Source organism: Arthrobacter sp. TJ-265, assembly GCF_058269135.1.
In genome coordinates, this window is the sequence record NZ_JBZCND010000006.1 from 101,472 (window position 1) to 125,877 (window position 24,406).

22 protein-coding genes and 1 riboswitch are annotated in these 24,406 nt (G+C 69.1%); of the genes, 14 read left to right on the forward strand and 8 right to left on the reverse strand.

Annotated elements, in window-relative coordinates:
• Positions 1-12 precede the first annotated feature (12 nt).
• Together AC4D2E_RS16480 and AC4D2E_RS16485 are read left to right on the forward strand one after the other, a co-directional pair.
• Entirely contained in the window at positions 13-1,032 is a 1,020-nt protein-coding gene (locus AC4D2E_RS16480; RefSeq protein ID WP_104167596.1) for a LacI family DNA-binding transcriptional regulator, read from the forward strand.
• Between the two features lie 131 nt (positions 1,033-1,163).
• Positions 1,164-2,231: a Gfo/Idh/MocA family protein gene (locus tag AC4D2E_RS16485; RefSeq protein WP_490953307.1), complete on the forward strand. Its 1,068-nt coding sequence runs from the start codon at positions 1,164-1,166 to the stop codon at positions 2,229-2,231.
• A gap of 67 nt (positions 2,232-2,298) precedes the next feature.
• Here AC4D2E_RS16485 and AC4D2E_RS16490 read toward each other — a convergent pair whose 3' ends face one another.
• Complete coding sequence (locus AC4D2E_RS16490; protein WP_490953308.1) at positions 2,299-3,027, reverse strand: response regulator; 729 nt, start codon at positions 3,025-3,027, stop codon at positions 2,299-2,301.
• Between the two features lie 426 nt (positions 3,028-3,453).
• On the opposite strand from AC4D2E_RS16490, the gene AC4D2E_RS16495 reads away from it, so the two are divergent.
• Positions 3,454-3,897, forward strand: coding sequence for a MarR family winged helix-turn-helix transcriptional regulator (locus AC4D2E_RS16495; protein WP_104167593.1), 444 nt, complete (start codon positions 3,454-3,456; stop codon positions 3,895-3,897).
• Positions 3,898-4,114: 217 nt separating this feature from the next.
• A complete protein-coding gene (locus AC4D2E_RS16500; RefSeq protein WP_490910465.1) occupies positions 4,115-4,684 on the forward strand; it encodes a P-loop NTPase family protein in 570 nt (189 codons plus the stop codon).
• A 224-nt stretch (positions 4,685-4,908) separates the two neighbouring features.
• Here the strand turns inward: AC4D2E_RS16500 and AC4D2E_RS16505 are convergent, their stop codons facing one another.
• Genes AC4D2E_RS16505 through gcvP form a run of 4 tightly spaced genes read right to left on the reverse strand, consistent with a single transcriptional unit; the run spans position 4,909 to position 11,098 of the window.
• The gene (locus tag AC4D2E_RS16505; RefSeq protein ID WP_490910466.1) at positions 4,909-5,718 is read right to left on the reverse strand and encodes a methylenetetrahydrofolate reductase; all 810 of its coding nucleotides are present in this window, start codon (positions 5,716-5,718) and stop codon (positions 4,909-4,911) included.
• 6 nt (positions 5,719-5,724) lie between these two features.
• Positions 5,725-7,098, reverse strand: coding sequence for an L-serine ammonia-lyase (locus AC4D2E_RS16510; protein ID WP_490953309.1), 1,374 nt, complete (start codon positions 7,096-7,098; stop codon positions 5,725-5,727).
• Positions 7,095-8,228 carry a glycine cleavage system aminomethyltransferase GcvT gene (gene gcvT, locus AC4D2E_RS16515; RefSeq protein WP_490953310.1) on the reverse strand — a complete coding sequence of 378 codons (1,134 nt, stop codon included), beginning with the start codon at positions 8,226-8,228 and terminating at the stop codon, positions 7,095-7,097. Before gcvT ends, AC4D2E_RS16510 begins: the two co-directional genes overlap by 4 nt.
• A gap of 8 nt (positions 8,229-8,236) precedes the next feature.
• Entirely contained in the window at positions 8,237-11,098 is a 2,862-nt protein-coding gene (gcvP, locus tag AC4D2E_RS16520) for an aminomethyl-transferring glycine dehydrogenase (RefSeq protein ID WP_490953311.1), read from the reverse strand.
• 155 nt (positions 11,099-11,253) lie between these two features.
• Positions 11,254-11,357, reverse strand: a riboswitch (glycine riboswitch).
• A 214-nt stretch (positions 11,358-11,571) separates the two neighbouring features.
• On the opposite strand from gcvP, the gene AC4D2E_RS16525 reads away from it, so the two are divergent.
• The 3 genes from AC4D2E_RS16525 (at position 11,572) to AC4D2E_RS16535 (ending at position 14,396) form a co-directional block, all read left to right on the forward strand.
• A complete protein-coding gene (locus AC4D2E_RS16525; protein WP_490953312.1) occupies positions 11,572-12,624 on the forward strand; it encodes an SGNH/GDSL hydrolase family protein in 1,053 nt (350 codons plus the stop codon).
• Positions 12,625-12,712: 88 nt separating this feature from the next.
• On the forward strand, positions 12,713-13,744 hold the full coding sequence (locus AC4D2E_RS16530; RefSeq protein ID WP_104167586.1) for an LLM class flavin-dependent oxidoreductase: 1,032 nt from the start codon (positions 12,713-12,715) through the stop codon (positions 13,742-13,744).
• 217 nt (positions 13,745-13,961) lie between these two features.
• Entirely contained in the window at positions 13,962-14,396 is a 435-nt protein-coding gene (locus AC4D2E_RS16535; protein ID WP_490953313.1) for an Hpt domain-containing protein, read from the forward strand.
• On the opposite strand, the gene AC4D2E_RS16540 is transcribed toward AC4D2E_RS16535, so the two are convergent.
• Positions 14,366-15,151: a response regulator transcription factor gene (locus AC4D2E_RS16540; protein ID WP_490910471.1), complete on the reverse strand. Its 786-nt coding sequence runs from the start codon at positions 15,149-15,151 to the stop codon at positions 14,366-14,368. The two genes, AC4D2E_RS16535 and AC4D2E_RS16540, sit on opposite strands and share 31 nt — an antisense overlap.
• A 102-nt stretch (positions 15,152-15,253) precedes the next feature.
• The gene (locus tag AC4D2E_RS16545; protein WP_490953314.1) at positions 15,254-17,527 is read right to left on the reverse strand and encodes a putative bifunctional diguanylate cyclase/phosphodiesterase; all 2,274 of its coding nucleotides are present in this window, start codon (positions 17,525-17,527) and stop codon (positions 15,254-15,256) included.
• A 130-nt stretch (positions 17,528-17,657) separates the two neighbouring features.
• Between AC4D2E_RS16545 and AC4D2E_RS16550 the strand changes: the two genes are divergently transcribed.
• Together AC4D2E_RS16550 and AC4D2E_RS16555 are read left to right on the forward strand one after the other, a co-directional pair.
• Positions 17,658-18,443, forward strand: coding sequence for a class I SAM-dependent methyltransferase (locus tag AC4D2E_RS16550; protein WP_490953315.1), 786 nt, complete (start codon positions 17,658-17,660; stop codon positions 18,441-18,443).
• A 73-nt stretch (positions 18,444-18,516) separates the two neighbouring features.
• Entirely contained in the window at positions 18,517-18,918 is a 402-nt protein-coding gene (locus tag AC4D2E_RS16555; protein ID WP_104167581.1) for a DUF7793 family protein, read from the forward strand.
• Between the two features lie 66 nt (positions 18,919-18,984).
• Here the strand turns inward: AC4D2E_RS16555 and AC4D2E_RS16560 are convergent, their stop codons facing one another.
• A complete protein-coding gene (locus tag AC4D2E_RS16560; RefSeq protein WP_490953316.1) occupies positions 18,985-20,055 on the reverse strand; it encodes an ATP-binding protein in 1,071 nt (356 codons plus the stop codon).
• A gap of 139 nt (positions 20,056-20,194) precedes the next feature.
• Between AC4D2E_RS16560 and AC4D2E_RS16565 the strand changes: the two genes are divergently transcribed.
• From AC4D2E_RS16565 to AC4D2E_RS16585, 5 genes are all read left to right on the forward strand, one after another.
• The gene (locus tag AC4D2E_RS16565) at positions 20,195-20,485 is read left to right on the forward strand and encodes an ArsR/SmtB family transcription factor (RefSeq protein ID WP_490953317.1); all 291 of its coding nucleotides are present in this window, start codon (positions 20,195-20,197) and stop codon (positions 20,483-20,485) included.
• Complete coding sequence (locus AC4D2E_RS16570) at positions 20,482-20,889, forward strand: toxin-antitoxin system YwqK family antitoxin (RefSeq protein WP_490953318.1); 408 nt, start codon at positions 20,482-20,484, stop codon at positions 20,887-20,889. The genes AC4D2E_RS16565 and AC4D2E_RS16570 overlap by 4 nt, the downstream gene beginning before the upstream one ends.
• Before the next feature lie 267 nt (positions 20,890-21,156).
• On the forward strand, positions 21,157-21,594 hold the full coding sequence (locus AC4D2E_RS16575; RefSeq protein ID WP_104167577.1) for a VOC family protein: 438 nt from the start codon (positions 21,157-21,159) through the stop codon (positions 21,592-21,594).
• A 205-nt stretch (positions 21,595-21,799) separates the two neighbouring features.
• Entirely contained in the window at positions 21,800-22,696 is an 897-nt protein-coding gene (locus AC4D2E_RS16580; protein WP_490953319.1) for a ketopantoate reductase family protein, read from the forward strand.
• A 61-nt stretch (positions 22,697-22,757) separates the two neighbouring features.
• Positions 22,758-23,966, forward strand: coding sequence for a cysteine desulfurase-like protein (locus tag AC4D2E_RS16585; protein ID WP_490953320.1), 1,209 nt, complete (start codon positions 22,758-22,760; stop codon positions 23,964-23,966).
• Positions 23,967-24,406: the final 440 nt, after the last annotated feature.

A 24,406-nucleotide genomic window follows, 5' to 3' on the forward strand; every position in this document is an offset into this window, starting at 1 on the left:
CCGGAGATGACGATGACGCAGGACGCAGGAAGGACCCGGCCGGCAGCCACCCTCGAAATGGTGGCTGCCCTGGCCGGGGTCTCGCGGGCGACCGTATCCCGTGTCGTCAATGAGAGCCCGAGCGTGGATCCGGAGCTGGCGCAGTCCGTGAAGAGAGCCATCCTCGCACTCGACTACACGCCGAACCGTGCGGCGCGCTCACTTGCCAAGCGCCGGGCGAACGCCGTCACGCTGATCGTCCCCGAGTCGACGTCGAAGGTCTTCGCCGATCCTTTCTTCGCGTCGGTGGTCCAGGGGATCGCCCTGTATCTGGCTGATACCGACTACACGCTGAACATGGTGATCTCCTCGGAATCCAAGCCGGGAAAGACCCGCAGCTTCCTGCTCGGCGGCAACGTCGACGGTGTCCTGGTGGTGTCGCACCACAGCGGCGACCACTCCTGGACGCACCTCTCCGATTCGCTCCCCATGGTGTTCGCCGGACGGCCCCTGATCGGCGGCATGGAGAGCTACTACGTGGAAGTCGACAACGAACAGGCGGCGTACAGCGCCACCCGGCAGCTGACCGACAGCGGCCGGAAGCACGTGGCCACCGTCGCAGGACCACAGGACATGCCTCCGGGCCTGGACCGGCTCGCCGGCTGGCGCACCGCGGTCCGGGAGGCCGGCCTCGACGACAGCCTCGTGGAGGTCGGGGACTTCACGCTCGCCTCCGGCGCCCGGGCGATGCACCGGCTGCTGGACCGCGGGATGCCCATCGATGCCGTGTTCGCGGGCAACGATCAGATGGCGGCCGGCGCATACACCGCGATCCAGGGCAGGGGCCTGCGCATCCCGGAGGACATCGCCGTCGTCGGCTTCGACGATGATTCCTTCGCGACCTCCGTGACCCCAGCCCTGACGACGGTGCATCACCCCATCGTCGAACTCGGCAAGAAGATGGCGGAGACCCTGGTGAGCCTCATCGAGGGCAGGCCCACCGACCGCGTGACAGTGTTGCCCACCTCACTCGTGATCCGCGAGTCCGTCTAGTCCTTCCGAAGCACCTCCACCGTCCTACCGTGTGCATCGCGCGTGCCGCACGTGGGCTCCTGCCTCCATCACCTCCACATCCATCAAGCACGCCCATCAAGCACGTCCATCAAGCCCTGAAAGGCACTCCGATGCTTCCTGCTCCCGTCAGCACGATTGCCCCGTCCACCGCGACAGGACGTCCCATCCGCTGGGGCGTCATTGCCACCGGTTCCATCGCCGCCCGGGTGGTGCAGGACCTCGCCCTCCTCGACGACGCGGTCCTCCATGGGGTCAGCTCTCGCAGCGAAGCTTCCGCCCGTGCTTTCGCCCTCCGGTTCGGGTTCACGAAGGCCTACTCGGACACCGGTGACACTTCGGGCTACGAACGCCTGCTCGCCGACCCCGCCGTCGACGTGGTCTACATCGCCACGCCCCACGCCCAGCACCACAGCATCGCCCTGGCCGCGCTAACCGCCGGGAAGCACGTTCTCTGCGAGAAGCCCATCGCCATGGATGCCACGCAGGCCCGCGAACTCGCGGACCTCGCCCGGGCCCGCGGACTCTTCCTCATGGAAGCCGTCTGGACACGGTTCCTACCGAGCTTCCGCCGGGCCGTCAAGATCCTGCGGTCGGGTGAAATCGGCGAGCCCCGATGGTTGCAGGCCGACGTCGGCTTCGCCCCCGCCTTCGACCCGGCGTCGCGGACGTGGGACCCGGCCGCCGGCGGTGGTGCACTCCTGGACCTCGCGGTGTATCCGCTGACCTGGGCACTCGGAGCCCTCGGCGAACCCCGCAGCCTGAGGGCCACGGGCGTCCTGACCTCCGACGGCATCGACCTGCAGAACGCCGTCACCCTCACCTACGACGGCGGTGCGCAGGCCCAACTCATCACGTCCATCGGCGCCGAATGCCCAAGTATCGTCACCGTGGGAGGCACGGAAGGGTGGCTTCGATCCTCCGCGCCCCTGTTCAACCCCGCCGAGCTCATCATCCAACCCCGGCAGGGCACATTGCGGACGGAGCACTTCGAGACATTCGGGAACGGGTTCGGCTACGAGCTGCGGGAAGTGACCCGTTGCCTGCAGGCCGGGATGACCGAGAGCCCCCACATGACCCCCGCGGAGTCGGTGGCCATGATGGAACTGCTGGACGAGGCACGCCGTCAGATGGGTCTGCACTATCCCAGCGACCCCGAACTGGTATCCGCGCGTTCCTAGCACCAGCCGATGGAGGACCGTCCGGCCCGCCCGGTACCATCCATGGCCAGGACGAACCTCGCAACGCTCAACGTCGCGCGTCCCCCGGCATCATCCGGTACCCGACGCCCCGGACGGTGCGGATGAAGCGGGGGTTGCTCATGTCCTCGCCCAGTTTCTTGCGCAGGTTGCGGATATGTACCTCGACGAGGTGGTGGTCCTGGCTCCAGCCGTCCCCCCAGACGCGGTTCAGGAGCGCCTCCCGCGTCCAGACGCGCTGCGCACCGCTGAGGAGGGTCTCGAGCAGGTCGAATTCGATCCGGGTCAATGCCAGCTCCCGGCCGGCCAGGGTCACCGTGCGCCCCTCCACGTCCATGGTGAGCTCCTCGTGCTGCAGCAGGTCGTTGCCCGGCGCCTCGGGTTGCTGCGGCAGCGCGGTGCGGGGGCGGCGGAACATCGCCGAGACGCGCGCCGAGAACTCCCGCGGGCTGAAGGGCTTCCCGATGAAGTCGTCCGCACCGATCTCCAGGCCGATCAGCCGGTCGATCTCGTCCTGCCGGGCGGTCACCATCACGATGTACGCGTCGCTGAGGGACCGGCTCTGGCGGCAGACCTCGACACCGTCGAGGTCCGGCAGGTTCAGGTCGAGGGTGATGAGGTCCGGCCGGTGCTCCTTCAGGGCGGCCAGGCCCTCGAGCCCCGTGGACGCTTCGATGACCCTGAATCCGTTCATGCGAAGGGTCGTCGCCAGCAGTTCCCGGATATCCGGATCATCCTCGACGATGAGCGCGGAGCGCTGCGACGTGGAAACGGACATGGGACAAGACTTTCACACAATTCCGCCCGTCGGCGCGGACGAATTGATCGTCCCGTGAACAGACCGTGAGGAAACGTTGAGACGCGGCAGTAGCGTGCCGGGATACGACCGACCACGCTCCGGACCATTCAGGTGGGACACGTCACCCTCCCGGCTGCCCGGGATCCCGTCCTGCGCCCTGATGAGCCCAGGGGCGGGCCGGGTCGCCCCGAGATCCCCGCTTTCAGCAGGCGCAAGCCTCGCCCCCTCGACTTTCTTGCCCGAAGCTTCGGACGGGCCGACGGGAAAACTTGAAGATCGAAGCGCATAGTTGACCTAAGGCAGTCGACCCCGTTCCCCGTTCCACCGGTCGGTTGCGATGACACCGCGCCCGCCGGCACTGCTCAGCACCGGAGGGGCGTCCCCAAATCTTCGGGAGGAGATCGCATGTCTGAATTGGAAGAGTGGTCGACCAGCCGCCTGCTCACCACCGCCGCCCGCCTCGTGGATCACGCGTGGAACGAGAGGCTGCTCGACATCGGAATCACCCATGCCGGCTACACCACCCTCGGCGTCCTGTCCCGAACGGGCACCATGACGGGCGCCAAGCTCGCGCTCGCGGTCCACGTCCAGGCCCAGACGATCGGCAAGACCATCGAGAAGCTCGAGCGCCAGGGGTTCATCTCCCGTATCCGCGACAGCATCGACCGCCGCAGCCAGCGCATCACGATCACCCCGGCCGGCGTCGAGGCACTCGCCAAGGCCGAGGACATCGAGCGCACACTGATGGTCGGCGAGGGGCTCGAGTCCTTCGAACTCCGCAAGCTCCTGCGCGGCATCATCGGGGAACTCGCTCCTCAGCGTCAGAAGCCGGCCGCGGCCGCCGTCTGACGCCCCAGCCAGGAAACGCACTCGAAGCGACCGCCTGAATGGGCGGTCGCTGTTCGCGTCCTCCCGACCGGGACGGCGTGACCGGAGAGAGACAGGTCGGCCTCACGGGGACTGCTGCCGACTCGGCAGGATCTTCGTTGCTGTCGACGGGGTGGAGCCGGGCTCAGGTCGGTACGACGTCCTCGTTCCAGTTGCCGAGGGCACTACGGTGGATCCCATGACGGGTGTACCGGCCCAACGGGTTCTGTTCCATGGTGTGACCGGCAGCGGGAAGAGCTCCGCCACCCACGCCTATTCCGCCGTTACCGGCATCCCTGAGTTCTCGGCCGACGACGACCTCGGATGGCTCCCCGGCTGGGAGAACCGCCCCATCGAGGACCAGTACCGGATCGCGGCCGGCATCGCCGCCCAGGACCGATGGGTCCTGGACAGCGCCTACTCGTCTTGGCGGGACCTCATCCTCGCCCGCACCGAACTCATCGTGTTCCTCGACTACCCCCGGTGGCTCTCCCTCGGACGCCTCATCCGCCGGACCATCCGCCGCATCGTCCGCAGAGACCCGGTGTGCAACGGCAACACCGAAACCCTCCGCCGCGCCCTCGCGAAGGACTCCATCATCGGTTGGCACTTCAGGACCTTCACCCGGAAACGGGACGCCATCGGGAAGATCAGGGCCGACCCGTCGATGCCTCCCGTCCTGTCCTTCCAGCGACCACGCGACCTCGACGCCTGGATCGCAGCAGGCGCGCACGCGCCACCGGCTGTCCGCCCGACGCGCCAGGGATGAGCGCCAACCCCACGACCGATGGATACAGCGCCGGCATCATCGTCGAGCCCTAGTCACCGAACCGGGCGCACCAGTACCGGCTCGACGGCCATCCCTGGTCTGCCCGCCAAGCCCAGCAGGACGTCCTGGCCATCTCAGACCTCACGGTCGAGGAGTACCGGACCCCGGACACCGCCGCCTCCATGCCCGACCACTTCCCCCTCGAACACGGCCGGCCCTGACCATCACGCCAGTGGCGCTCGTGCCATGCCCGACCGCTCGAGCCCCGCGAGGTCGTTGAAGCTGTACACGTGGAGCCCCTCGTAGCCCGCGCCGTCGAGCGCCGCCACCAGGGGCGCCGGGTCGTAGGACGCCGAGGACAGCAGCTGCCGCACCACGGACCCGGTGTCGGCCCCACCGGCGGAGCGCCGGAGGAACCCGATCGACGATCCCACCCCGATCGTGCCGGCCAGCCGGAGCAGGCGGCTGATGCGGACCGGTCCGGGGACGCCGGCCCAGACCGGCACCGTGATTCCGTCGCGCCGCAGCCGCGGCAGGTAGGCGCGCAGGGTGTCCGGGGAGAAGCAGAGCTGGGTGACGCACCAGGACGCGAACTCCTGCTTGGCGCGCAGCGTCCTCGCCAGCTCGTCCTCGGCCGTTCCCGGGTGGCCCTCGGGGTACACCGCGATCCCCATGCGGAGGGCGCCGCCGGAGAGATCCGCGATGTCCTCCATGAGTGCGCCGCTCCAGGCGTACGGGCCTGCCGCACGGGCGGCGTCCCCGCCGACCACGAAGACGTCCCGGATCCCTGCGTCCGTGCAGCGCTGGACGTGCCCGGCCAGCTCCGATCGGCCCGCCACGGAGCGCGCGGCGAGATGCGGGACGGCGGTGTATCCGGCTGCCGCGAGCCCCACGGCGGTGTCCACGGCCTCGCCGGGACCGTGGTGCGGCAGGCAGGTCACGGTGACGACGGCGGGGGCGGGCAGGTGCGCCCGGAGCCGTTCCTCCAGGCCGTCGCCGGGGATGACCTCGATGCGGACCGGGAGCTCAGGCACGCGCGCTCAGCACTCCACGACGTTCAGGGCCAATCCGCCGCGCGCTGTCTCCTTGTACTTGTCCATCATGTCGGCGCCGGTGTCGCGCATGGTCTTGATGGCGACGTCGAGCGAGACGTGGTGCTGCCCGTCCCCCCGGACGGCCATCCGCGCGGCGGTGATGGCCTTCATCGCACCGACGGCGTTCCGCTCGATGCACGGGATCTGCACGAGCCCGCCCACGGGATCGCAGGTCAGCCCGAGGTTGTGCTCGATCCCGATCTCGGCGGCGTTCTCGACCTGCTCCGGAGTCCCACCGAGCACCTCGGCCAGCGCTCCGGCCGCCATGGCACACGCCGAGCCGACCTCGCCCTGGCAACCCACCTCCGCGCCGGAGATCGACGCGTTCTTCTTGAACAGGGAGCCGATGGCCGTCGCCGCGAGCAGGAAGCGGACCACGCCGTCGTCGTCGGCTCCCGGGACGAAGTCCGTGTAGTACTTCAGGACGGCCGGGATGATGCCCGCCGCGCCGTTGGTCGGTGCCGTGACCACGCGCCCGCCGGCCGCGTTCTCCTCATTGACGGCCAGCGCGAAGAGCGTGACCCATTCCATCGTGCCGAGGCGGTCGGTCGGATCGTCGGCCTTCTCGAGCAGCTGCCGCTGCCGCTCCGCCCTGCGCCGGACGCTCAGCCCGCCGGGCAGGATGCCGCCCGTCGTCGTGCCGCGCCGGATGGTGTCCTGCATGACCGCCCAGATCGCGAGCAGCCCCTCCCTGACCTCGGCCTCGGACCGCCAGGACAGCTCGTTCGCGAGGACGACGTCCGAGAAGGACCCGCCGGTCCGCCGGCAGAGCTCCACCAGCTGGTCGGCCGTGTCGAACGGGTGGGACACCGGGACGGGCTCCACGGCCGCCGTCTCCGAGCCGATCTCGTCCTCATCCAGGACGAATCCGCCTCCCACCGAGAAGTATTCCCTGGACAGAATGGGCTCGTCATCGACGATATATGCCGAGAAACGCATGCCATTGGTGTGGTAGTCGAGCCGCTGTCCGCGGTGCAGCAGCACGTCCGTCTCGGGGTCGAAGGTGATCCGGCGCTCACCCGCGAGGTTGAGGGACCGGCACTCGCCGATGTAGGCGACCCGGGCGTCCGCCGAGGTCGGGTCCACGAGATGCGGCTGGTCACCCTCCAGGCCGAGCAGCACGGCCTTCACCGTGCCGTGGCCGTGGCCCGTCACGCCGAGGGAACCGAAGAGATCCACCTGCACGCGCTGCACGTCGGTCAGCAGTCCCTGGGTGCGGAGCATCTCGGTGAAGCGGTAGGCGGCGGTCATCGGTCCACCGGTGTGCGAGCTGGAGGGGCCGATGCCGATCTTGAAGAGGTCGAAGGCGCTGATGGTCACTGCGGTGTACCGGCAGGCTTCTCGCGCCGGTAGAACGGCGTGGGGATCACGGTGAACGGTTCCGGGCGGCCCCGGAGGTCCACCTGCACCTCCGTGCCGATCGCGGCGAACGCGGCGTCCACGTACGCGAGCGCGATCGGGTAGCCGAGGGTGGGGCTCGGCAGCCCGGAGGTGACGGTGCCGACGGCGGTCCCGTCGACGACGACGTCGTACCCGGCGCGGGCGGCACGGCGCCCGACGGCGCGCAGCCCCACGAGGCGGCGGGCGGGCTCCGCGGCCTTGAGGGGTTCGAGCACGGCGCGTCCCACGAAGTCGTCGGCCTTCTTGGTGCTGACCACGGGGCCGAGGCCGGCCTCGAAGGGGCTGATGTCGAGGCCGAGTTCGTTGCCGTACAACGGCATGCCGGCCTCCAGCCGGAGCGAGTCCCGGGCCGCCAGGCCGCACGGCAGGAGCCCGTGGGCGCCCCCGGCCTGCAGGACGGCGTCCCAGAGGCGCACCGCGAAGCTGGTGCCGATGAAGATCTCGAAGCCGTCCTCCCCGGTGTAGCCCGTGCGGGCCAGCAGGACCGGGAGATCCGCGAGTTCCACCTCGACGGCCGCGTAGTACTTCAGCTCGCGGATGGTCGCCGCATCGTCCGGGCGTGCCAGCTCGAGGAGGACGGCCTCGGCGGTGGGACCCTGCACGGCGATGAGGGCCGTGGTGTCGGACTGGTCCTCGACGGTCACGTCGAAGCCTGCGGCGCGGTGCCGGAGCTCCTCGGCGACGACGCCCGCGTTGGAGGCGTTCGGCACCACGAGGAAGGAGTCCTCGGCGAGCCGGTACGTGATGAGGTCGTCGATCACCCCGCCGTCGGCGGTGCAGATCAGGGAGTACTTGGCCTTCCCGACGGCGATCACCGCGAGGTTGCTGACGAGGGCGTAGTTGAGGAACGCGGCGGCCTGGGGTCCGCTGACGAGGACCTCGCCCATGTGGGACAGGTCGAAGAGACCGGCCGCCCGGCGGACCGTGTGGTGCTCCTCGAGTTCGCTCCGGTACTTCAGGGGCATCTGCCACCCGCCGAAGTCGGTGAAGGACGCCCCGTGCGCCTCGTGCTGGGTGTACAGGGCCGTGTGTTTGCTCTGCTCGCTCATGGGGATTCCTAGTCTTCGAAGGCTTCGATGGGCGGGCAGGAGCAGACGAGGTTGCGGTCGCCGTGAGCGCCGTCGATCCTGCGCACCGGCGGGAAGTACTTGTCGTGGTGCAGCGAGCGCAGCGGGTACGCGGCGAGTTCGCGCGGGTAGGCCTGCGTCCACTCGTCGCTGACGAGGACGCGCGCGGTGTGGGGTGCCTGCCGGAGCGGGCTCTCCTCGATGCTGAAGTCGCCGGCCGCCACGCGGTCGATCTCGCCCCTGATCGCGATCATGGCATCGACGAAGCGGTCCAGTTCGGCGAGGTCCTCGGATTCCGTCGGCTCCACCATCAGAGTCCCGGCCACGGGGAAGGACAGCGTGGGTGCGTGGAACCCGTAGTCGATGAGGCGCTTGGCGACGTCCTCGGCGGTGACGCCGGTGGCGGCCGTCAGCGGGCGGAGGTCCAGGATGCACTCGTGGGCCACGAGCCCCTGCGCCCCGGTGTAGAGCACGGGGAAGTGCTCGGTCAGGCGCGCCGCGACGTAGTTGGCGGCGAGCAGGGCATGCGCGGTGGCGCTGGTGAGTCCCTCGGAGCCCATGAGGGCGATGTACGCCCAGGAGATGGGCAGGACGCCGGCGGAGCCGTACATCGACCCGGAGACCGGTGTGCCGCCCGCCGCGCCGGGCCCGCCGTCCGTGGCGATGTCGCGGTTCGCGTCGCCGGGCAGGAACGGCGCGAGGTGCGCGGCGACGGCCACGGGACCGACGCCGGGCCCGCCGCCGCCGTGCGGGATGCAGAACGTCTTGTGCAGGTTCAGGTGGGAGACGTCGCCGCCGAACTCACCGGGCTGTGCGAGCCCCACGAGCGCGTTGAGGTTGGCGCCGTCGATGTAGACCTGGCCGCCGGCCCCGTGCACCTTCTCGCAGACCCAGCGCACGTCCTCCTCGAACACGCCGTGGGTGGAGGGGTAGGTGATCATGATGGCCGAGAGGTTCTCGGCGTGCTGCTCGATCTTCGCGAGGAGGTCGTCGTGGTCGATGTTTCCGTTCGCCGCCGTGCCCACCACCACGACCTTCATGCCCGCCAGCACGGCCGATGCCGCGTTGGTGCCGTGGGCCGAGGACGGGATGAGGCAGATGGTGCGGTTCTCGTCGCCGCGCGAGCGGTGGTAACCACGGATGGCCAGGAGACCCGCGAGCTCGCCCTGCGAGCCGGCGTTGGGCTGGAGGGAGACCTGCGCGTACCCGGTGATCTCCGCGAGCCGCTCCTCGAGGTCCGTGATCAGCTCACGCCAGCCCTCGGTCTGGCTCTCCGGGGCGAACGGGTGGATGGACGCGAACTCGGGCCAGGAGATGGATTCCATCTCGACCGTCGCGTTGAGCTTCATGGTGCAGGAGCCCAGCGGGATCATGGTGCGGTCCAGGGCGAGGTCCCGGTCCGAGAGCCGGCGCAGGTAGCGCAGCATCGCGGTCTCCGAGCGGTGCAGCGAGAAGACCGGGTGCGTCATGAACGCGGACGTGCGGTGCAGGTCCGCGGGGATCCGCCCGTCGTGCGCCGCGGCGGACTCGGCCATCGTTCCGCCGAAGACGGCCGCGACGGCGGCGGCGTGCTCCGGCGTCGTCGTCTCGTCGCAGGAGATGCCGAGGTGGTCGGCGTCGATGCGGCGGAGGTTGTAGCCGGCGGCCTCGGCCGTGTCCGCGTACTCCGCCGCCCTGCCCGGGACCCGGATCAGGAGGGTGTCGAAGAAGGCGTGGTGCACCACGGTGGCCTCGGAGCCCTTCAGGGCGTCGGCGAGAGCGACGGCGCGGCGGTGCGTGGTGCGCGCGATGGCCCTGAGCCCTTCGGGGCCGTGGTAGACGGCGTACATCGAGGCGACGATCGCCAGCAGCGCCTGCGCCGTGCAGATGTTGCTCGTGGCCTTCTCGCGGCGGATGTGCTGCTCGCGGGTCTGCAGGGCCAGGCGGTAGGCGGGGGCGCCGTCGGCATCCTTCGAGACGCCGACGAGGCGGCCGGGGAGCATACGCTCGAGGCCCTTGCGGACCGCCATGTACGCGGCATGCGGGCCGCCGAAGAAGAGGGGGACGCCGAAGCGCTGCGCGGACCCGACGGCGATGTCGGCGCCCTGCTCGCCCGGGGCGGTGATGAGCGTCAGGGCCAGGAGGTCGGCGGCGACCGTGACGAGGGCGCCCCGCTCCTTGGCCGCGCTGATGAGGGCCGCGTGGTCGCGCAGGGCGCCGGAGGCTCCGGGCTGCTGCAGGACGACGCCGTTGATGTCGCCGTCGGGCAGGCCCGCCGAGAGGTCCACCACCTCGACGTCGAACCCGAGCGCCTCGGCGCGGCCCCGGACCACGGCGACGGTCTGCGGAAGGGCGTCGGCGTCGATCACCGTGCGGCCCTTGTTCTTCCCGGAACGGCGCATGAGCAGGACGGCCTCCGCGACGGCGGACGCCTCGTCGAGCAGTGAGGCGTTGGCGATGTCGAGGGCCGTGAGGTCCTGGACCATGGTCTGGAAGTTGAGGAGGGCCTCGAGGCGGCCCTGGGAGATCTCGGGCTGGTACGGCGTGTAGGCGGTGTACCAGGCGGGCGATTCGAGGACGTTGCGGCGGATGACCGGCGGCGTGACGGTGTCGAAGTAGCCCTGCCCGATCATCTGCACGGCGGTCCTGTTCCGGCCCGCGATCCGGCGGAGCTGCGCCAGGACCTCGGTCTCGCTGAGGGCAGCCGGGAGGCTCAGCGCCCTGTCGAGGCGGATACTGGCGGGGACTGCCAGGTCCACGAGCTTGTCGAGGCTCGGGTAGCCGAGGACCTCGAGCATGTGCCCGGCGTCCGAGGTGCGTGGGCCGATATGGCGGTCGGCGAAGGTCGACGCGATGTCGGGGGAGGCAGTCATGGGAACTCCGTACGTCAGATGAGGGGCGCGGGCGCGCGGGCCTGGTCGGGTTCCTCCCCGCTCTGTAGGGGACCTGAGAGTTTCCGCAGGGCTCTACGCCTGCTTGCACCGTCGGTGAGCGCCGGACGCCGTCCGGGGCTGCTTTCCAGAGTTGCCTAGCCGCAGCGGTACTTTCGCCTGAGAGATTCCTGGGGAGGATTTGCTCCTACGGCGCCTACCGGTGTGTGGGTCAACGGCAGAACTCTCCCGCTGCAGATCGATGGCGTATTCAGTTGGGTCGTGCGGCATGTGAGCCGTCCCACAGCGTACCGCGCGCCCCGGATCGGAGGCAAAGGCCGCAGTGACGGCGGAACCCTACCCCGCCGCACCGGATCCGCGGAAGGGTGGTGCCTCGGGCACCACGCCGGGCCTCCCGCCGTGGCCGACGCGGGACTAGCGTGGCCACAACAGCCCCATCCGCACCAGGAGCATCAATGACGATCCCGCGCCTCCGTTCCGCCCTCGCCTCCCTGGCCCTGCTCGCCGCCGTCGTGGTGCCCGCGCCGCCCGCGGCCGCAGCACCTGCCGCGTATGTCGCCCTCGGCGATTCGTACTCGTCGGGCACCGGGACGCGCAGCTACCTGGCGGACGGGACGAACTGCCAACGGTCCGTCCACGCGTTCCCCGTCCTCATCGCGAGCGCCAGGGGGTACGCCCTGGACTTCCGCGCGTGCTCCGGCGCCACCATCCCCGATGTCGCGGCCGGTCAGCTCGGCGCACTGACGCCTGCGACGGCGTACGTGTCCGTGAGCGTCGGCGGTAACGACGCCGCGTTCGTCGCCGTCCTGACGGAGTGTGCGAAGCCGGCCTGGATGAGCAACTGCACCGCGGCGATCGACCGGGCCCAGGGCATCATCATCGGGCAGCTCCCCGGCCGCCTCGCGTCGCTGTACGGCCAGATCCGTGCCCGGGCACCCCAGGCGTCCGTCACCGTGGCGGGCTACCCGCGGATCTTCAACGGCGAGGACTGCAACGCGGCCACCTGGTTCTCGCCCACGGAGGAGGCACGCCTCAACGCGACGGCGGAGCTGCTCAACCGGACGACGGCGGCAGCGGCCGCCGCGGCCGGCTTCACCTTCCGGGATCCGTCCGCGGTGTTCGGGGGACACGCGGTGTGCGACGACGTCGAGTGGCTGAACGGTCTCGCGAACCCCGTCTCCGACTCCTACCATCCCAACCGCTCCGGCCATGCCGTCGGCTACGCGCCCCTGATCGGCCCGGCGCTGACGGGCGCCCCGGTGGCCGTCACCGCGGCCACGCTGCAGGCCGCCGAACTGTCAGCCCCCGCACTGGCGCGGGACCAGCGCACGCATGCCGCGCAGGATGCCCGGATCACCCCGGAGCGCTTCGTCCTGCCCGATCTGAAGGCCCCGGCCGCGCGGGCTGCCGCGGCACGTGCCGGCGTCGACCTCGGGGATCCGGCGAGCATCGCCCGGGCGGACCGCGCGGCAGAGGCCCTGCAGACCGGTCGCGGCGGGTCTAAGTAGATACATATGCATGGAATAACACCGGTGAGGAGCCTGTTCTACCAGCAGGCCCAGGGCGGGCCCGCACGCTGAGCACGGGAGCATCACCATGGCACGCGAACTGGAACTCGGACTCGACACCTTCGGGGACGTCACGCGCGGCGAGGACGGCACCCCCGTCCCGTACCCGCAGGTCATCCGCGACGTGATCGCGGAGGCCGTCCTCGCCGATCAGGTCGGCGTCGACTTCATCGGACTCGGCGAGCACCACCGGGACGACTTCGCCATCTCCGCCCCCGAGACCGTCCTCGCGGCGATCGCCGGGCAGACGGAGCGCATCCGCCTCGGTTCGGCCGTGACGGTGCTCAGCTCCGACGACCCCGTGCGCGTCTACCAGCGCTTCGCCACCCTCGACGCCGCCTCGAACGGCCGCGCGGAGGTCATCCTCGGGCGGGGCTCCTTCACCGAGTCCTTCCCGCTCTTCGGCTACGAACTCTCCGACTACGAGCGATTGTTCGAGGAGAAGCTCGACCTGTTCTCGGAGCTCATCAAGGAAGGGCCGGTCACGTGGTCCGGCAGCACCCGCCCGGGCCTGAAGGACCACGAGGTCTACCCGAAGACCGAGGGTGGGCACCTGAAGACGTGGATCGGCGTCGGCGGGAGTCCCGAGTCCGTGGTGCGGGCGGCCCGCTACGGCATGCCGCTGATGCTCGCGATCATCGGCGGCGACCCCGCGCGCTTCGCCCCCTACGTGGACCTGTACCACCGCGCCCTGAACCAGCTCGGCCGGCCTACGCTCCCCATCGGTGTCCACTCACCCGGCTACATCGCCGACTCCGACGAGCAGGCCCGCGAGGAGCTCTGGCCGGACAACCGGATCATGCGTGACCGCATCGGCCGGGAGCGCGGCTGGGGTCCGACGACGCGCGAGGAGTTCGACCACGAGGCGGACTTCGGTTCCCTGTACGTCGGGTCGCCGGAGACCGTCGCGCGGAAGATCGCCGCGACCGCGCGGACCCTCGGCATCGACCGCTTCGACATGAAGTACAGCGCCGGGCCACTGCCCCACGGGAAACTCATGCACAGCATCGAGCTCTACGGCACCAAGGTGATCCCGATGGTGCGGGAGATGCTGGCGTAGGCACGGCGCGGTCGGAGCCGACCGACCTTCGCCCTTTCTTCGGTCTTCTTTCGCACTTCCGGCACGGCGTGTTTGAGCGGCGAGGGCCAGAGTGGAACGCAGGAGCACAGGTCTCCACGATCCTCCCGCCGGTTCCGGTCCGTCCACCGGAACCGGCGGGCAGCCTCGATCGGGATCCGTTCCCCACCAGGCCCGGCAGCAGCGAGAAGGAGCAGGCGTGACCACGATCCACCTCCCGTCCCTTCCGGCCGCGGTCCGGACGACGTGTGACGCCACCACCTCCCGCCCAGCCACCGACACGAGCGACGGGCCACAGCCTCCCGCGCTCGATCGGCGGACCCTCGAGAACCTCGGGGACGAACTCTCCGACCCGGCGGGCGCCATGGAATTCGCGCAGCTGTTCACGCAGATGCTCCCGCAGCGGATCGACGCCGTGGAGGCGGCCCTCTCCGCGCGCGCCACGGACGCGGCCGTCGTCGCCCTGCTCAGCCTCAAGGCGAGCGCGTCCATGGTGGGCGCGCGCCGGCTCGCGGAGGAATCATCCACGGCCCTGGAGGTCGTCGGGGAGCCCTCCGGGCACGAAGCGGCAGTCGCGCGGCTGCGAAGCCTCGCGGCGGACTTTCAGTCCGCGCTGGGCGGCATCATCCGATAGCCGACGCCGCGTACCGTCCGGATGAACCGGGGCGCCTTGGTGTCCTCGCCCAGCTTCTTCCGCAGGTTCCGGATATGCACTTCGACGAGGTGCTGGTCGTTGACCCACCCGTCACCCCAGATCCGTGCCAGCAGGGTCTCGCGCTGCCAGACCCGGCGGGGTCCGGAGATGAGCGTGGCCAGCAGGTCGAACTCGATCCGCGTGAGCGGGACCTCGACGCCGTCGAGCAGTGCGATCCGGCCCTCGGTGTCGATGCTGAGGGGTCCGTGGGTCAGCATCCCCGCCACCGGATCCGCTGGGACCGGGAACGCCGCCGCCGTCGGCTGCGGTTCCGCGTCCGTGCCCAGCAGCGGCTGGGCGGAATTCCGCACCGTGCTCCGCGGCCGCCGGAACATCGCATTGACCCGCGCCCCGACCTCACGGGGGCTGAACGGCTTCACCACGAAGTCGTCCGCGCCGATCTCGAGCCCGATGAGGCGGTCGATCTCATCCTGCCGCGCCGTGATCATGATGACGTAGGCGTCCGTCAGCGGCCGTATCTGCCGGCACACCTCGACGCCGTCGATGTCGGGGAGATTCAGGTCCAGCGTCACGAGGTCCGGCTGACGGTCACGGACGAGCGCGACGCCCTGGCGCCCGTTCTCTGCCTCGATCGTGGTGAAGCCGTTCATGCCGAGCGTCATGACCAGCAACTGCCGCACATCGGCGTCGTCTTCGATGATGAGCGCGACACGCGCGTCGGGGTCAGGTGTCATGGCTAACACATTGCCAGATGTCGGCGCCCGGACCGAGTGCATCGGAACCGTTCTGCACAGTTTCTACCGGGCGCGTCCGCCGGCCCCCGAGGACCGCAGCCATCAGCGGCCCGCCGCCACTGTGCGGGCCGCTAGCCACGGTCCGATGTCGGACCCCGGGAGGGGCATGGCGAGGTGGAAGCCCTGCCCGGAATCGCATCCGCGGTTCAGCAGCTCCTCCCGGGTCTCCTCGCTGTTGACGCCCTCGGCGACCACGCGGAGGCCCAGGCTGTGCGCCATGTCGATGATCGACCCGACCAGCGCGCCTGCCCGCGCGTCGCCCCCCATCGCGGTGACGAACGAGCGGTCGAGTTTCAGTTCGTCGACGGGAAGGTCCCGCAGGTAGGCCAGGGAGCTGTAGCCGGTGCCGAAGTCGTCGATCGAGATCTGGACGCCCACGGCCCGCAGCTCCGCGAGGAGCCCGGCGGTCCCCGCGGGCGTGGACATCAGGACGTCCTCGGTGATCTCGAGCATGAGACAGGACGCCGGCACGCCGTGCTCCTCGAGCAGGTCAAGGATCTCGTGCGGGAGGCACGGCAGGATGCAGGAACCGGACATGTTCACGGCGACGACGACGTCCAGACCTTCCGCGCGCCAGCGGGCGACGCGCTGGACGGCCCTCCGAAGGACGAGCGAGGACAGCTGCGGCATCAGGCCGGCATCCTCGGCGAGCGACAGGAACGCGCTCGGTGGCAACTGCCCGCGGGTCGGGTGGTTCCACCGGACGAGGGCCTCCACGCCGATCACCTCCTGGTCGGCCAGGCGGACCTTCGGCTGATAGTGCAGCTCCAACTGATCCTCCGCGAGCGCCGTCCGGATCTCCTGGACGGTCCGCAGCCGCAGTTCGCCGTCGTCGTCGTCCGTGGCGTCGTACACGTGGCAGCCGCTGCGCTGCGCCTTCGCCCGGAACATGGCGATATCGGCCTTCCGCATGAGCAGGCTGATGTCGGTGCCGTGCCGGGGCGTCAGGGCGATCCCGATGCTGGCGCTCACCTGAAGGGCGGTGGTACCGATCTCCACAGGGCTGGAGAGTTCGGCGCCCAGCCTCTTCGCCGCGGCCACGGCGTCGTCCTCCGTCGCACCACTGAGGAACACGGCGAACTCGTCGCCGCCGAGCCGCGCGAGCAGGTCCCCGGGGCGCAGCTGCTGACGGAACCGTCGGCTGACCTGCACGAGGAGCGCGTCCCCGACGTCGTGCCCGAGGGCGTCGTTCACGTGCTTGAAGCGGTCGAGATCGACGATGAACAGCGCACCGGTGCGGCCGTCGGCCAGCCGGTCGGGCACATCGGTCAGCAGGGCGCGACGGTTCGGCAGCTTGGTGAGCTCGTCCGTGCGTGCCAGCGCCATGAGCATCCGGTTCCGGAAGGCGAGGGGCACGGACGCCAGGCCCAGCGAGGCAGCCGCGAAGATCACCGCGAGCAGCGGGATGTCCAGCCGGGAACCGATGACGAGCACGGCGAGCGCCGCCGCCGTGGACACCAGGGGTGCCGCGAGCTCTGGGACGCCGCGGCTCCTGCGGGCCCGCCCGGTTCCTGCTGCGCCGTCGACCCAGGCAGCCACGGCCACCACCCCGGTCACCCAGCCGGCATCGATGAGCGAACCGGCGCTGTAGTCCTCGATGCCCAGCGCATAGGCGACGTCGGCGGCGGAGAAGAGGATCATCCCGGCGATCAGGACAGGCCAGCGCGGCCCGATGTCGAGGCCCCTCGACGCGAGGACCCCTCCCACGGCGGTGATCACCAGCAGATCGAGGAGCGGGTAGGCGACGGTGATGGCCACCTCGAAGGCCGTGCCGCCGGCGGTGCCGGTCTGCAGGATCGGCGCCAGCAGCAGCGCCACGAGCGAGGCTGCCGCGAGCGCTCCGACCAGGCTGTCCAGCAGGATGGGCCACATCAGGCCGCGCAGCTTCCGCACGAGCACGACCGCGAGAGCGCCGAGCATCAGCGGATAGAAGGCGAGGTACGGAACGTCCGCCAGGGAGGTGAAGCCGAGCGAGTCGCCTCCGTCCAGCGATGCCAGGTAATAGGCGTCGCCGGCGGTGTAGGCGAGGACCGCCCCGCCGCCGAGCAGGACCTGCGGTTCGGCGAATCGGGTCCGTACCGCAGCACTGATGCACAGGCCTACGGCGGAGAGTTCGGTGAGGATGCACAGCCAGCCGTCGGAGAGAGGCTCGAACGTCGTCGGATCCCCCAGCAGGAGGCTCACGGTATAGAGGACGAGCAGGCTCACCATCACGGCGGTGAGGACCCGGGTGTGACCCCCCTGCTCGCGGCGGCGCACGACGGCGGCAAAGGGCGTGTCGCGCCGCATCAAGTCCCCGTCCTCTGCGCTGGCCATGGCGTTCATGGCAAGGGCCAGCATAGGCAGGCCGCCACCCCGGCCGGACCCGATCCGGTGCGTCCTCGCCGCATCCTGTGGAAATCCTTGGTTGACCCTGTTGTGCGGGGACCGTCTGTACCCTCGACCTATGCTGCGAATCGTCCGCCAACTCCTGATGGTCCCCGAGGTCGCGCTCCTGGCGCGGCGCACTCCCCGGGACCCGGCGAGGGCGTGGGAAGGCTACTGGCACGGAGTCCGGGCAACCGGCACACAGGGCGAGGTGCTCTGGGACACGGACATCGGCCCCGAGGCGGAGCAGTACGCGCAGTCCATGGAGGCGTCCATGGACTGCGCGCTCCCGGTCCTCGACGTCGGATGCGGGAACGGACGCTGGACGCGCTGGCTCGCCCCCCGCTTCCCGGCCGCCGTCGGCGTGGACATCGCGGAGAGTGCCGTGCAGCGGGCGCGGCAGGAGACCGGGGACGGGCATGCCATCACCTTCCGAGCCCTCGACCTCACTGTTCCCGGCAGCGGCCATATGCTCCATGAGGAATACGGGGACATGAACGTGTTCGTCCGAGGTGTCTTCCATGTCCTGAGGGGCCCGCAGCGCGACCAGCTGGCGCAGAACCTGCACGCGCTGGTGGGCCGGCGCGGACGCGTCCTGCTCACGGAGACGAACTATCGCGGCAGCCCGCTCTCCTACATGCAGAGCCTCGGCGCGATGCCGGGCAGGATCCCGCTTCCGCTGCGCAAGGCCATCGGCGGCATTCCCGTGCCGGGCCGTTTCGGCCCGGAGGAACGCCGTGCAGCGTTCCCCGAGGCAGCCTGGCAGGTGGTGATCGATGGACCGGTGACCATCGAGGCGGTGCCGATGGGCGGCGACGGGACCACCGGCATCCCCGGATACTTCGCTACGATGAAGACTCGCTGATCCTCGGTCTCACGGGGTGAACCCAGGGCCGGCCCGGCCCGGAAGGCATCAGCGGTCTGCTCAGGAGGCCCCCTTGCCCGCACAGCGTATCGACGGCGACAAAGCCGGCCTGGAACTCCTGCCGAACGGCATCCTCCACCTGGAGTGGGATCGGGACTGCACCATCACCGCCACGGACGCCGAGGCCGCCATGCGGGCGGTCGACTCCCTCGCCGAGGCGGAGGGCCACCCGATGCTCGTGGACATGGAGACCACGCGAACGGTGACGCGCGACGCGCGGGCCGTCTTCGCCACCCCCTGCGCGGCGTCGCGGATCGCCCTTTTGGGCTCCTCCCCCGTCGACAGGATGATCGCCAATTTTTTCCTCGGGGTGAACTCCCCGCCCTGTCCCACGCGGTTCTTCACCTCCCGCCACCTGGCGGTGGCCTGGCTGCAGAGCGGAGCGGGGGAGCAGGAGCACCCGGCGAGCGCCTGACCCGCCACAGGGCCGCCGTGGAGCTGATGCCGCGCAGGAGCCCCGTGCGTTTGTTCGAGGGTTGCCTCAGAGGGGTACGGCGATGTCGGCCCCGCCTTCGTGGGTGAGCCGCGTGCGCACCTGCACCACCGACGGAGCGGTGACGAAGCCCCCCGCGACCAGGGCCTGGCCCTTCGTGAAATGCAGGGCGTCGTCGAGGTGCCCGGGCGAGACGTAACCGAAGACGGAGGCCAGTTCGGCAAGATCCCGCGGCGATGACATCTTCATGAGGACGAGGTTGTCGCACTGGCTCAGGACGTTGACAGGGAGTTTGGACGGTCGCTGGGTCGACAGAAGAAGCCAGAGCCCGAACTTACGCCCCTCCGCGGCGATCTGGGTGATCCGTTCGGTGAGCGCGCGCTGGACGGGCGTGATCGGGTCCGGGCTGCAGAGGTTGTGGGCCTCGTCGATCACGATGAGGATCGGGCGACGTTCCTCACGGTTCTTCCACAGGTGATCGAGCACGCTGAGTGCCGCGACCTGCGGTTCGGCCGGAAACCGGAAGCCGCCCAGATCGAGGACAGTCGCGCGTGGGCGTTCGTCGATGACGTCTTCAGCGGACCGGCCGCCCCACGCCCAGAGGTCCCATTCGAGGACGCCGAGATTCTCGATGCGCATCGCGAGATTCCGCCCCGAGGCGGAGTCCTTCGCCCGCAGCTGACCGACCAGATCGGTGCGGTCCTTCACGTCCACCTCACTCTCGAGGTGGACGAGGACGTTGTACTCCTCGCGGTCCAGGACCGGATCGAGACCCAGGACGGCGGCGCGCGACTCCAGCGACTGGTCCAGGAACCGCACCCGGACGTAGTCGGACCCGCTTCCCGTGGCGCGGAGGACGCGCACATCATCGAACGCGTCCGAACTCCCGTTGAGCGGCGCCTTGAGTTCTCCCAGGCGGACGAAGTCCGCGTTCGGATCGAGGACGAGGAGCGGCAGCCGGGTGCCCAGCAGCAACTGTTCCAGGACGACACCCAGCGCATAGGTCTTCCCCGACCCGCTCTGCCCGCACCAGAACGTGTGGCGGTTGAACCGCCGGGCATCGAGTTCAGCAGGCGTGCGGCCGCCGTCGAGGGTGCCGATTCTCAACTGATGGGACATCTTCTCTCCAACGTTCGTCGGTTCCGGACCCGCCCATCCAACGCCCCCTCACCGACTACTGTCCTCCCACGAACCGGATGATCAGGGACCTTCCTCTTCGTTCTTGACAGGCAACCTGATGGTTACCTACGTTCGCGATATGAGTGATGCGTTCCGGGCGATTGCAGATCCCACCCGCCGCGCCCTGATCGAAGCCCTCCACGAACGCAACGACCAGAGCCTGTTCGAACTGTGCACACGGCTGATGTCCGGTCGGGCCACGGTCGTCACCCGCCAGGCCGTCAGCAAGCACATCGCCGTACTGGAAGAGGCGGGCGTGGTCAGCGTCCGCAGGATCGGGCGCACCAATATCCACCACCTCGACACCGCGCGGTTGACCGAGGTCGCTGCGTGGCTCGCGACCCACATCGACGATCAGGAGCAGGAATGAGTGACAGCGAGACGCGGAACGAAGAGGATGCCTCGGGGCGCAGCACCGGCCGCTGGGAGGAGCGTGATCCTCACGGAGGCATGATCGTCGGCAGCTACGTCGAGGGTGAACGAGTCGGCGAGTGGACGCACTACTTCGCGGACGGGCGGGTGCGATCGGTGAGCCAGTACGTCGCGGGAAGCCTCACCGGACCGGTGACCTGGTACCGCGCGACCGGCGGGCTGCTGCAAAGAGGTGGGTTCCTCGACGGGGAGAAGCACGGCTTCTGGCAGCGTTGGAACGCGGCAGGGGCGATCATCGACGAGGGTGAGTTCGACCTGGGCCGCAAGACTGGCCAGTGGACCTACTTCAACCCGGACGGAACGGTGAAGCGCACGACGCTGCACCGCGGTCGAGCGACCTAGTGAAGATCGGTGAGCGACAGGCCGAGGGGGAACGCGTCACGAGATGTCGGGTCACCCCAGGAAGCAACGGCCCTGCTCATCGATCCGATGCGTCATGTCTGGACTCGTGCACAGACGTGATGATCAGCACGCCGAGTCTGCGCGCCCGCAACACCGAGAAGCATCCGGCCTGGATGACCGTGCTTGAACCCCTCGTCGCCGATCGGCCGACGGGCAGGGCGAGAAACTGCCCTGCAGGCCAGTGCGCCTGTCGGTAGCATGCGAAGCATGACGATCAAATTGGAGAACGTCGGGATCGCCGTCCGCGACATCGACGCGACGATCGCGTTCTTCACCGATTTGGGCCTCGAAGTCGTTGGCCGCGACACGATCAGCGGCGACTGGGCCGATACCGCCGTCGGCCTCGACGGCAACCACGCCAAGATCGCCGTACTCAGAACGCCGGATGGTCACGGTCAGCTCGAGCTTTTCGAGTACCTTCACCCCGACGCGATCGAGACGAACCCAACCCTTCCCAACGAGATCGGCATGCACCGCATCGCGTTCTCCGTGGATGACATCGACGCAGCGCTCGAGGTAGCTGCGCGGCACGGCTGCCATCCGCTTCGGGGTGTGGCGACATATCGAGATGTCTACAAGCTCACGTACGTGCGTGGCCCGAGCGGCATCCTGGTGATGCTTGCTGAGGATCTGAAGAGGGACTGACGGTCGTTCGCCCGATGTACGGGTTACCGAACCACGCCCACAGCTCGTTCCCGATGCGACGGCAGGTCTGAGCCTCGTGCTCGGCTCGGATTGTTCTCCTCCTCATAGGACATAAGCGACACCGAACGGTCAGGACGGACACTCGCCGTGCAGATCATGGTGAGGTGTTCGTCATGTTGTTCGTCATCAAGGAGAAGGAGTTGTTGTGCGGATACTCGTCGTAGGGGCCGGAGCCACAGGAGGCGCCTTCGGAACCTTGCTGCAGGAAGCAGGGCGGGACGTCACCTATCTCGTCCGTGAACGAAAAGCAGAAGCCTTGCGTCGCGACGGATTGCGATTCGTGTCCCCTGATGCCGACCGAACTCACCCGGTGCAGGTCATCACGACCGCCGACACGGCGCCCGTCTTCGATCTCGTGCTCATCACGGTCAAGGCGACAGCCTTCTCCTCCGCAGTCATCGACGTCCACCCGTTCATCGACGCGAACACGCGCATCCTCCCGATCCTCAACGGCATGGCGCACATCGACCAGCTCCGGGCGGCGTACCCGGGACAGGTACTGGGCGGTCTGGCCCGCATCGTGGTGACCCTCGACGGAGACATCGTCCACCAGAAGACGCCGATGAGCTCACTCACGGTGGGCTCCCTGACAGACGCTCCGGTCGCGGACGATATCCGGAACGCCCTTGACGTCCCGGGCATCGACTTCTCGGTCGCCGATGACGTGGTGGGCGCGCTGTGGGACAAATGGGCGTTCATCGCCGCTGCCAGCGTCATCAACTGCCTGTTCCATGCTCCCGTGGGCCGCATCCTTGATGCCGGCGGCGAAGGCGCGATACGCGCGGCGATCGAGGAACTCGAGGCCGTCGCCACACGGGCCGGGCACCCCGTGTCGGGTCCGGCGCACCGACAGGCAGTGGCGCTCCTGACCGAACCCGGATCGTCCTTCACCACATCGCTGTACCGGGACCTCACCGCAGGACTGCCTTCAGAGGTCGACCACATCCTCGGCGACTACGCACTCCGGGCCAAGGCGCTGCAGCAACCCACTCCGCTCCTCGACCTGACCCTCATCGCGATCAGGGCAAACCTCTTGAGCTGATCCACGACGGCTCTCGCCCGCGCCGTTGTCCGTATCGACCCCCACCTGAGAAAGTAACGACATGACCCTGGACATCGCAGCCTTCCGCGCGCACTTCCCCGCCCTGCTCACCGGCACCGCGTATTTCGACGGCCCCGGCGGAACCCAGGCCCCCACCGTCGTGGGAGCTGCGATAGCCGACGCCATCACCGGGCCGCTGTCCAACCGCGGATTCGGTATGGGCTCGGAGAGCAACGCCGAATCGGCGGTCGGCGCATTCCGCGCGGCGATGGCTGACCTGCTGGGGGCACATCCTCGCGGTGTCGTCTATGGGCGAAGCGCAACGCAGCTCGCCTATGACTTCTCCCGCCACCTCGCCAAGACCTGGCAGCCGGGTGACGAGGTCGTGGTGTCACGCCTGGATCATGACTCCAATATCCGCCCCTGGCTGCAAGCAGCAGCCGCGGTCGGCGCCACTGTGCGCTGGATCGATTTCGACCCGGACACCACGGAGATCGACGAAGCGTCCGTCGCAGCCGCGATCACCGAGCGCACGAAGCTGGTAGCGATCACCGCCGCGTCGAACCTGCTGGGCACCAAACCGCCGGTGCGCCGCATCGCCGATGCCGCTCACACGGTCGGCGCACTGGTCTATGTGGACGGGGTGCACTACACCGCTCATGCGGCGGTCGACGTGAAGGCGTTGGGAGCCGATTTCTTCGCCTGTTCGCCCTACAAATTCCTCGGGCCTCATTGCGGTGTTCTCGTGGCCGACCCGGATCTGCTGGAATCACTGCAGCCGGACAAGCTGCTGCCGTCCACGAACGAGGTTCCTGAGCGGTTCGAGTTCGGTACCCTCCCGTACGAGATCATGGCCGGAGCCACGGCGGCCGTGGATTTCCTCGCCGCGATCGCCCCCGGCGCCGCAACCGGCCGCCGTGCGCGCCTTCTCGCATCCGCTCACATGGTCGATGAATACGAGCTCGCGTTGCGCTCCCGGATCGAGGCGGGGCTGGCCGAACTGGGTGACGCCGTCACGCTGCACTCAAAAGCCCAGGATCGGACACCGACACTGCTGGTGACGTTCCCGGGCCGGTCCTCCGCGAACGCCTACCGGTTCCTTGTGGAACGGAACATTCTCGCGCCGGCCGGCTCGTTCTACGCGTACGAAGCCTTCCGTCGTCTCGATCTCGAGGACAGCGCCGCCCTGCGGATCGGCTTGGCGCCGTACAACAACGACGACGACGTCGATCGCCTCCTGGCGGCACTCGGCGAGTTCGTTGCTTCATAGCGCGGGGTGAGGGTATCCGCGTTGCACGGATCGTGCACCGATGCTGACTGCGACGACGAGCAGGATGCCGCCGGTCCGGCTGTGTCGTACCCGGATGCGTCGGTGATTCCGATACTGAGGTAGCGATACACCGTCGTCCGGCTGGCACCGATGAGCTTCCCGATGTCCGCCGGAGCAAGCCCCTAGGCGCTAAGATCCTGTACTCGCTTCACCGTGGCATGGTCAGTCGTGACTTCTCGAGCGGCATCTATCACTGCGTATTGATGGGGTAGCCCATGTCTTGTGAACTCGTCTCGCCGCGTCCTTTTCGGGCACAGCAGTCGTGGTCTCCTGACCACATGGGCACGGCACAAGCTTCCCCTCGTTTCGCTGCTTGTCCCGCACACACGTGGACAGCAGGAGCCAGTGGCCCGCCTGCACACCCCCACCACGTCACCAAT

Coding starts and splice junctions, on each gene's coding strand:
- AC4D2E_RS16570 (WP_490953318.1), top strand. CDS start 20,482: ATGAGTGACAGCGAGACGCGGAACGAAGAGGATGCCTCGGGGCGCAGC.
- AC4D2E_RS16550 (WP_490953315.1), top strand. CDS start 17,658: ATGCTGCGAATCGTCCGCCAACTCCTGATGGTCCCCGAGGTCGCGCTC.
- AC4D2E_RS16490 (WP_490953308.1), bottom strand. CDS start 3,027: ATGTCCGTTTCCACGTCGCAGCGCTCCGCGCTCATCGTCGAGGATGAT.
- gcvT (WP_490953310.1), bottom strand. CDS start 8,228: ATGAGCGAGCAGAGCAAACACACGGCCCTGTACACCCAGCACGAGGCG.
- AC4D2E_RS16575 (WP_104167577.1), top strand. CDS start 21,157: ATGACGATCAAATTGGAGAACGTCGGGATCGCCGTCCGCGACATCGAC.
- AC4D2E_RS16545 (WP_490953314.1), bottom strand. CDS start 17,527: ATGGCCAGCGCAGAGGACGGGGACTTGATGCGGCGCGACACGCCCTTT.
- AC4D2E_RS16530 (WP_104167586.1), top strand. CDS start 12,713: ATGGCACGCGAACTGGAACTCGGACTCGACACCTTCGGGGACGTCACG.
- AC4D2E_RS16480 (WP_104167596.1), top strand. CDS start 13: ATGACGCAGGACGCAGGAAGGACCCGGCCGGCAGCCACCCTCGAAATG.
- AC4D2E_RS16540 (WP_490910471.1), bottom strand. CDS start 15,151: ATGACACCTGACCCCGACGCGCGTGTCGCGCTCATCATCGAAGACGAC.
- AC4D2E_RS16485 (WP_490953307.1), top strand. CDS start 1,164: ATGCTTCCTGCTCCCGTCAGCACGATTGCCCCGTCCACCGCGACAGGA.
- AC4D2E_RS16495 (WP_104167593.1), top strand. CDS start 3,454: ATGTCTGAATTGGAAGAGTGGTCGACCAGCCGCCTGCTCACCACCGCC.
- AC4D2E_RS16560 (WP_490953316.1), bottom strand. CDS start 20,055: ATGTCCCATCAGTTGAGAATCGGCACCCTCGACGGCGGCCGCACGCCT.
- AC4D2E_RS16585 (WP_490953320.1), top strand. CDS start 22,758: ATGACCCTGGACATCGCAGCCTTCCGCGCGCACTTCCCCGCCCTGCTC.
- AC4D2E_RS16565 (WP_490953317.1), top strand. CDS start 20,195: ATGAGTGATGCGTTCCGGGCGATTGCAGATCCCACCCGCCGCGCCCTG.
- gcvP (WP_490953311.1), bottom strand. CDS start 11,098: ATGACTGCCTCCCCCGACATCGCGTCGACCTTCGCCGACCGCCATATC.
- AC4D2E_RS16525 (WP_490953312.1), top strand. CDS start 11,572: ATGACGATCCCGCGCCTCCGTTCCGCCCTCGCCTCCCTGGCCCTGCTC.
- AC4D2E_RS16500 (WP_490910465.1), top strand. CDS start 4,115: ATGACGGGTGTACCGGCCCAACGGGTTCTGTTCCATGGTGTGACCGGC.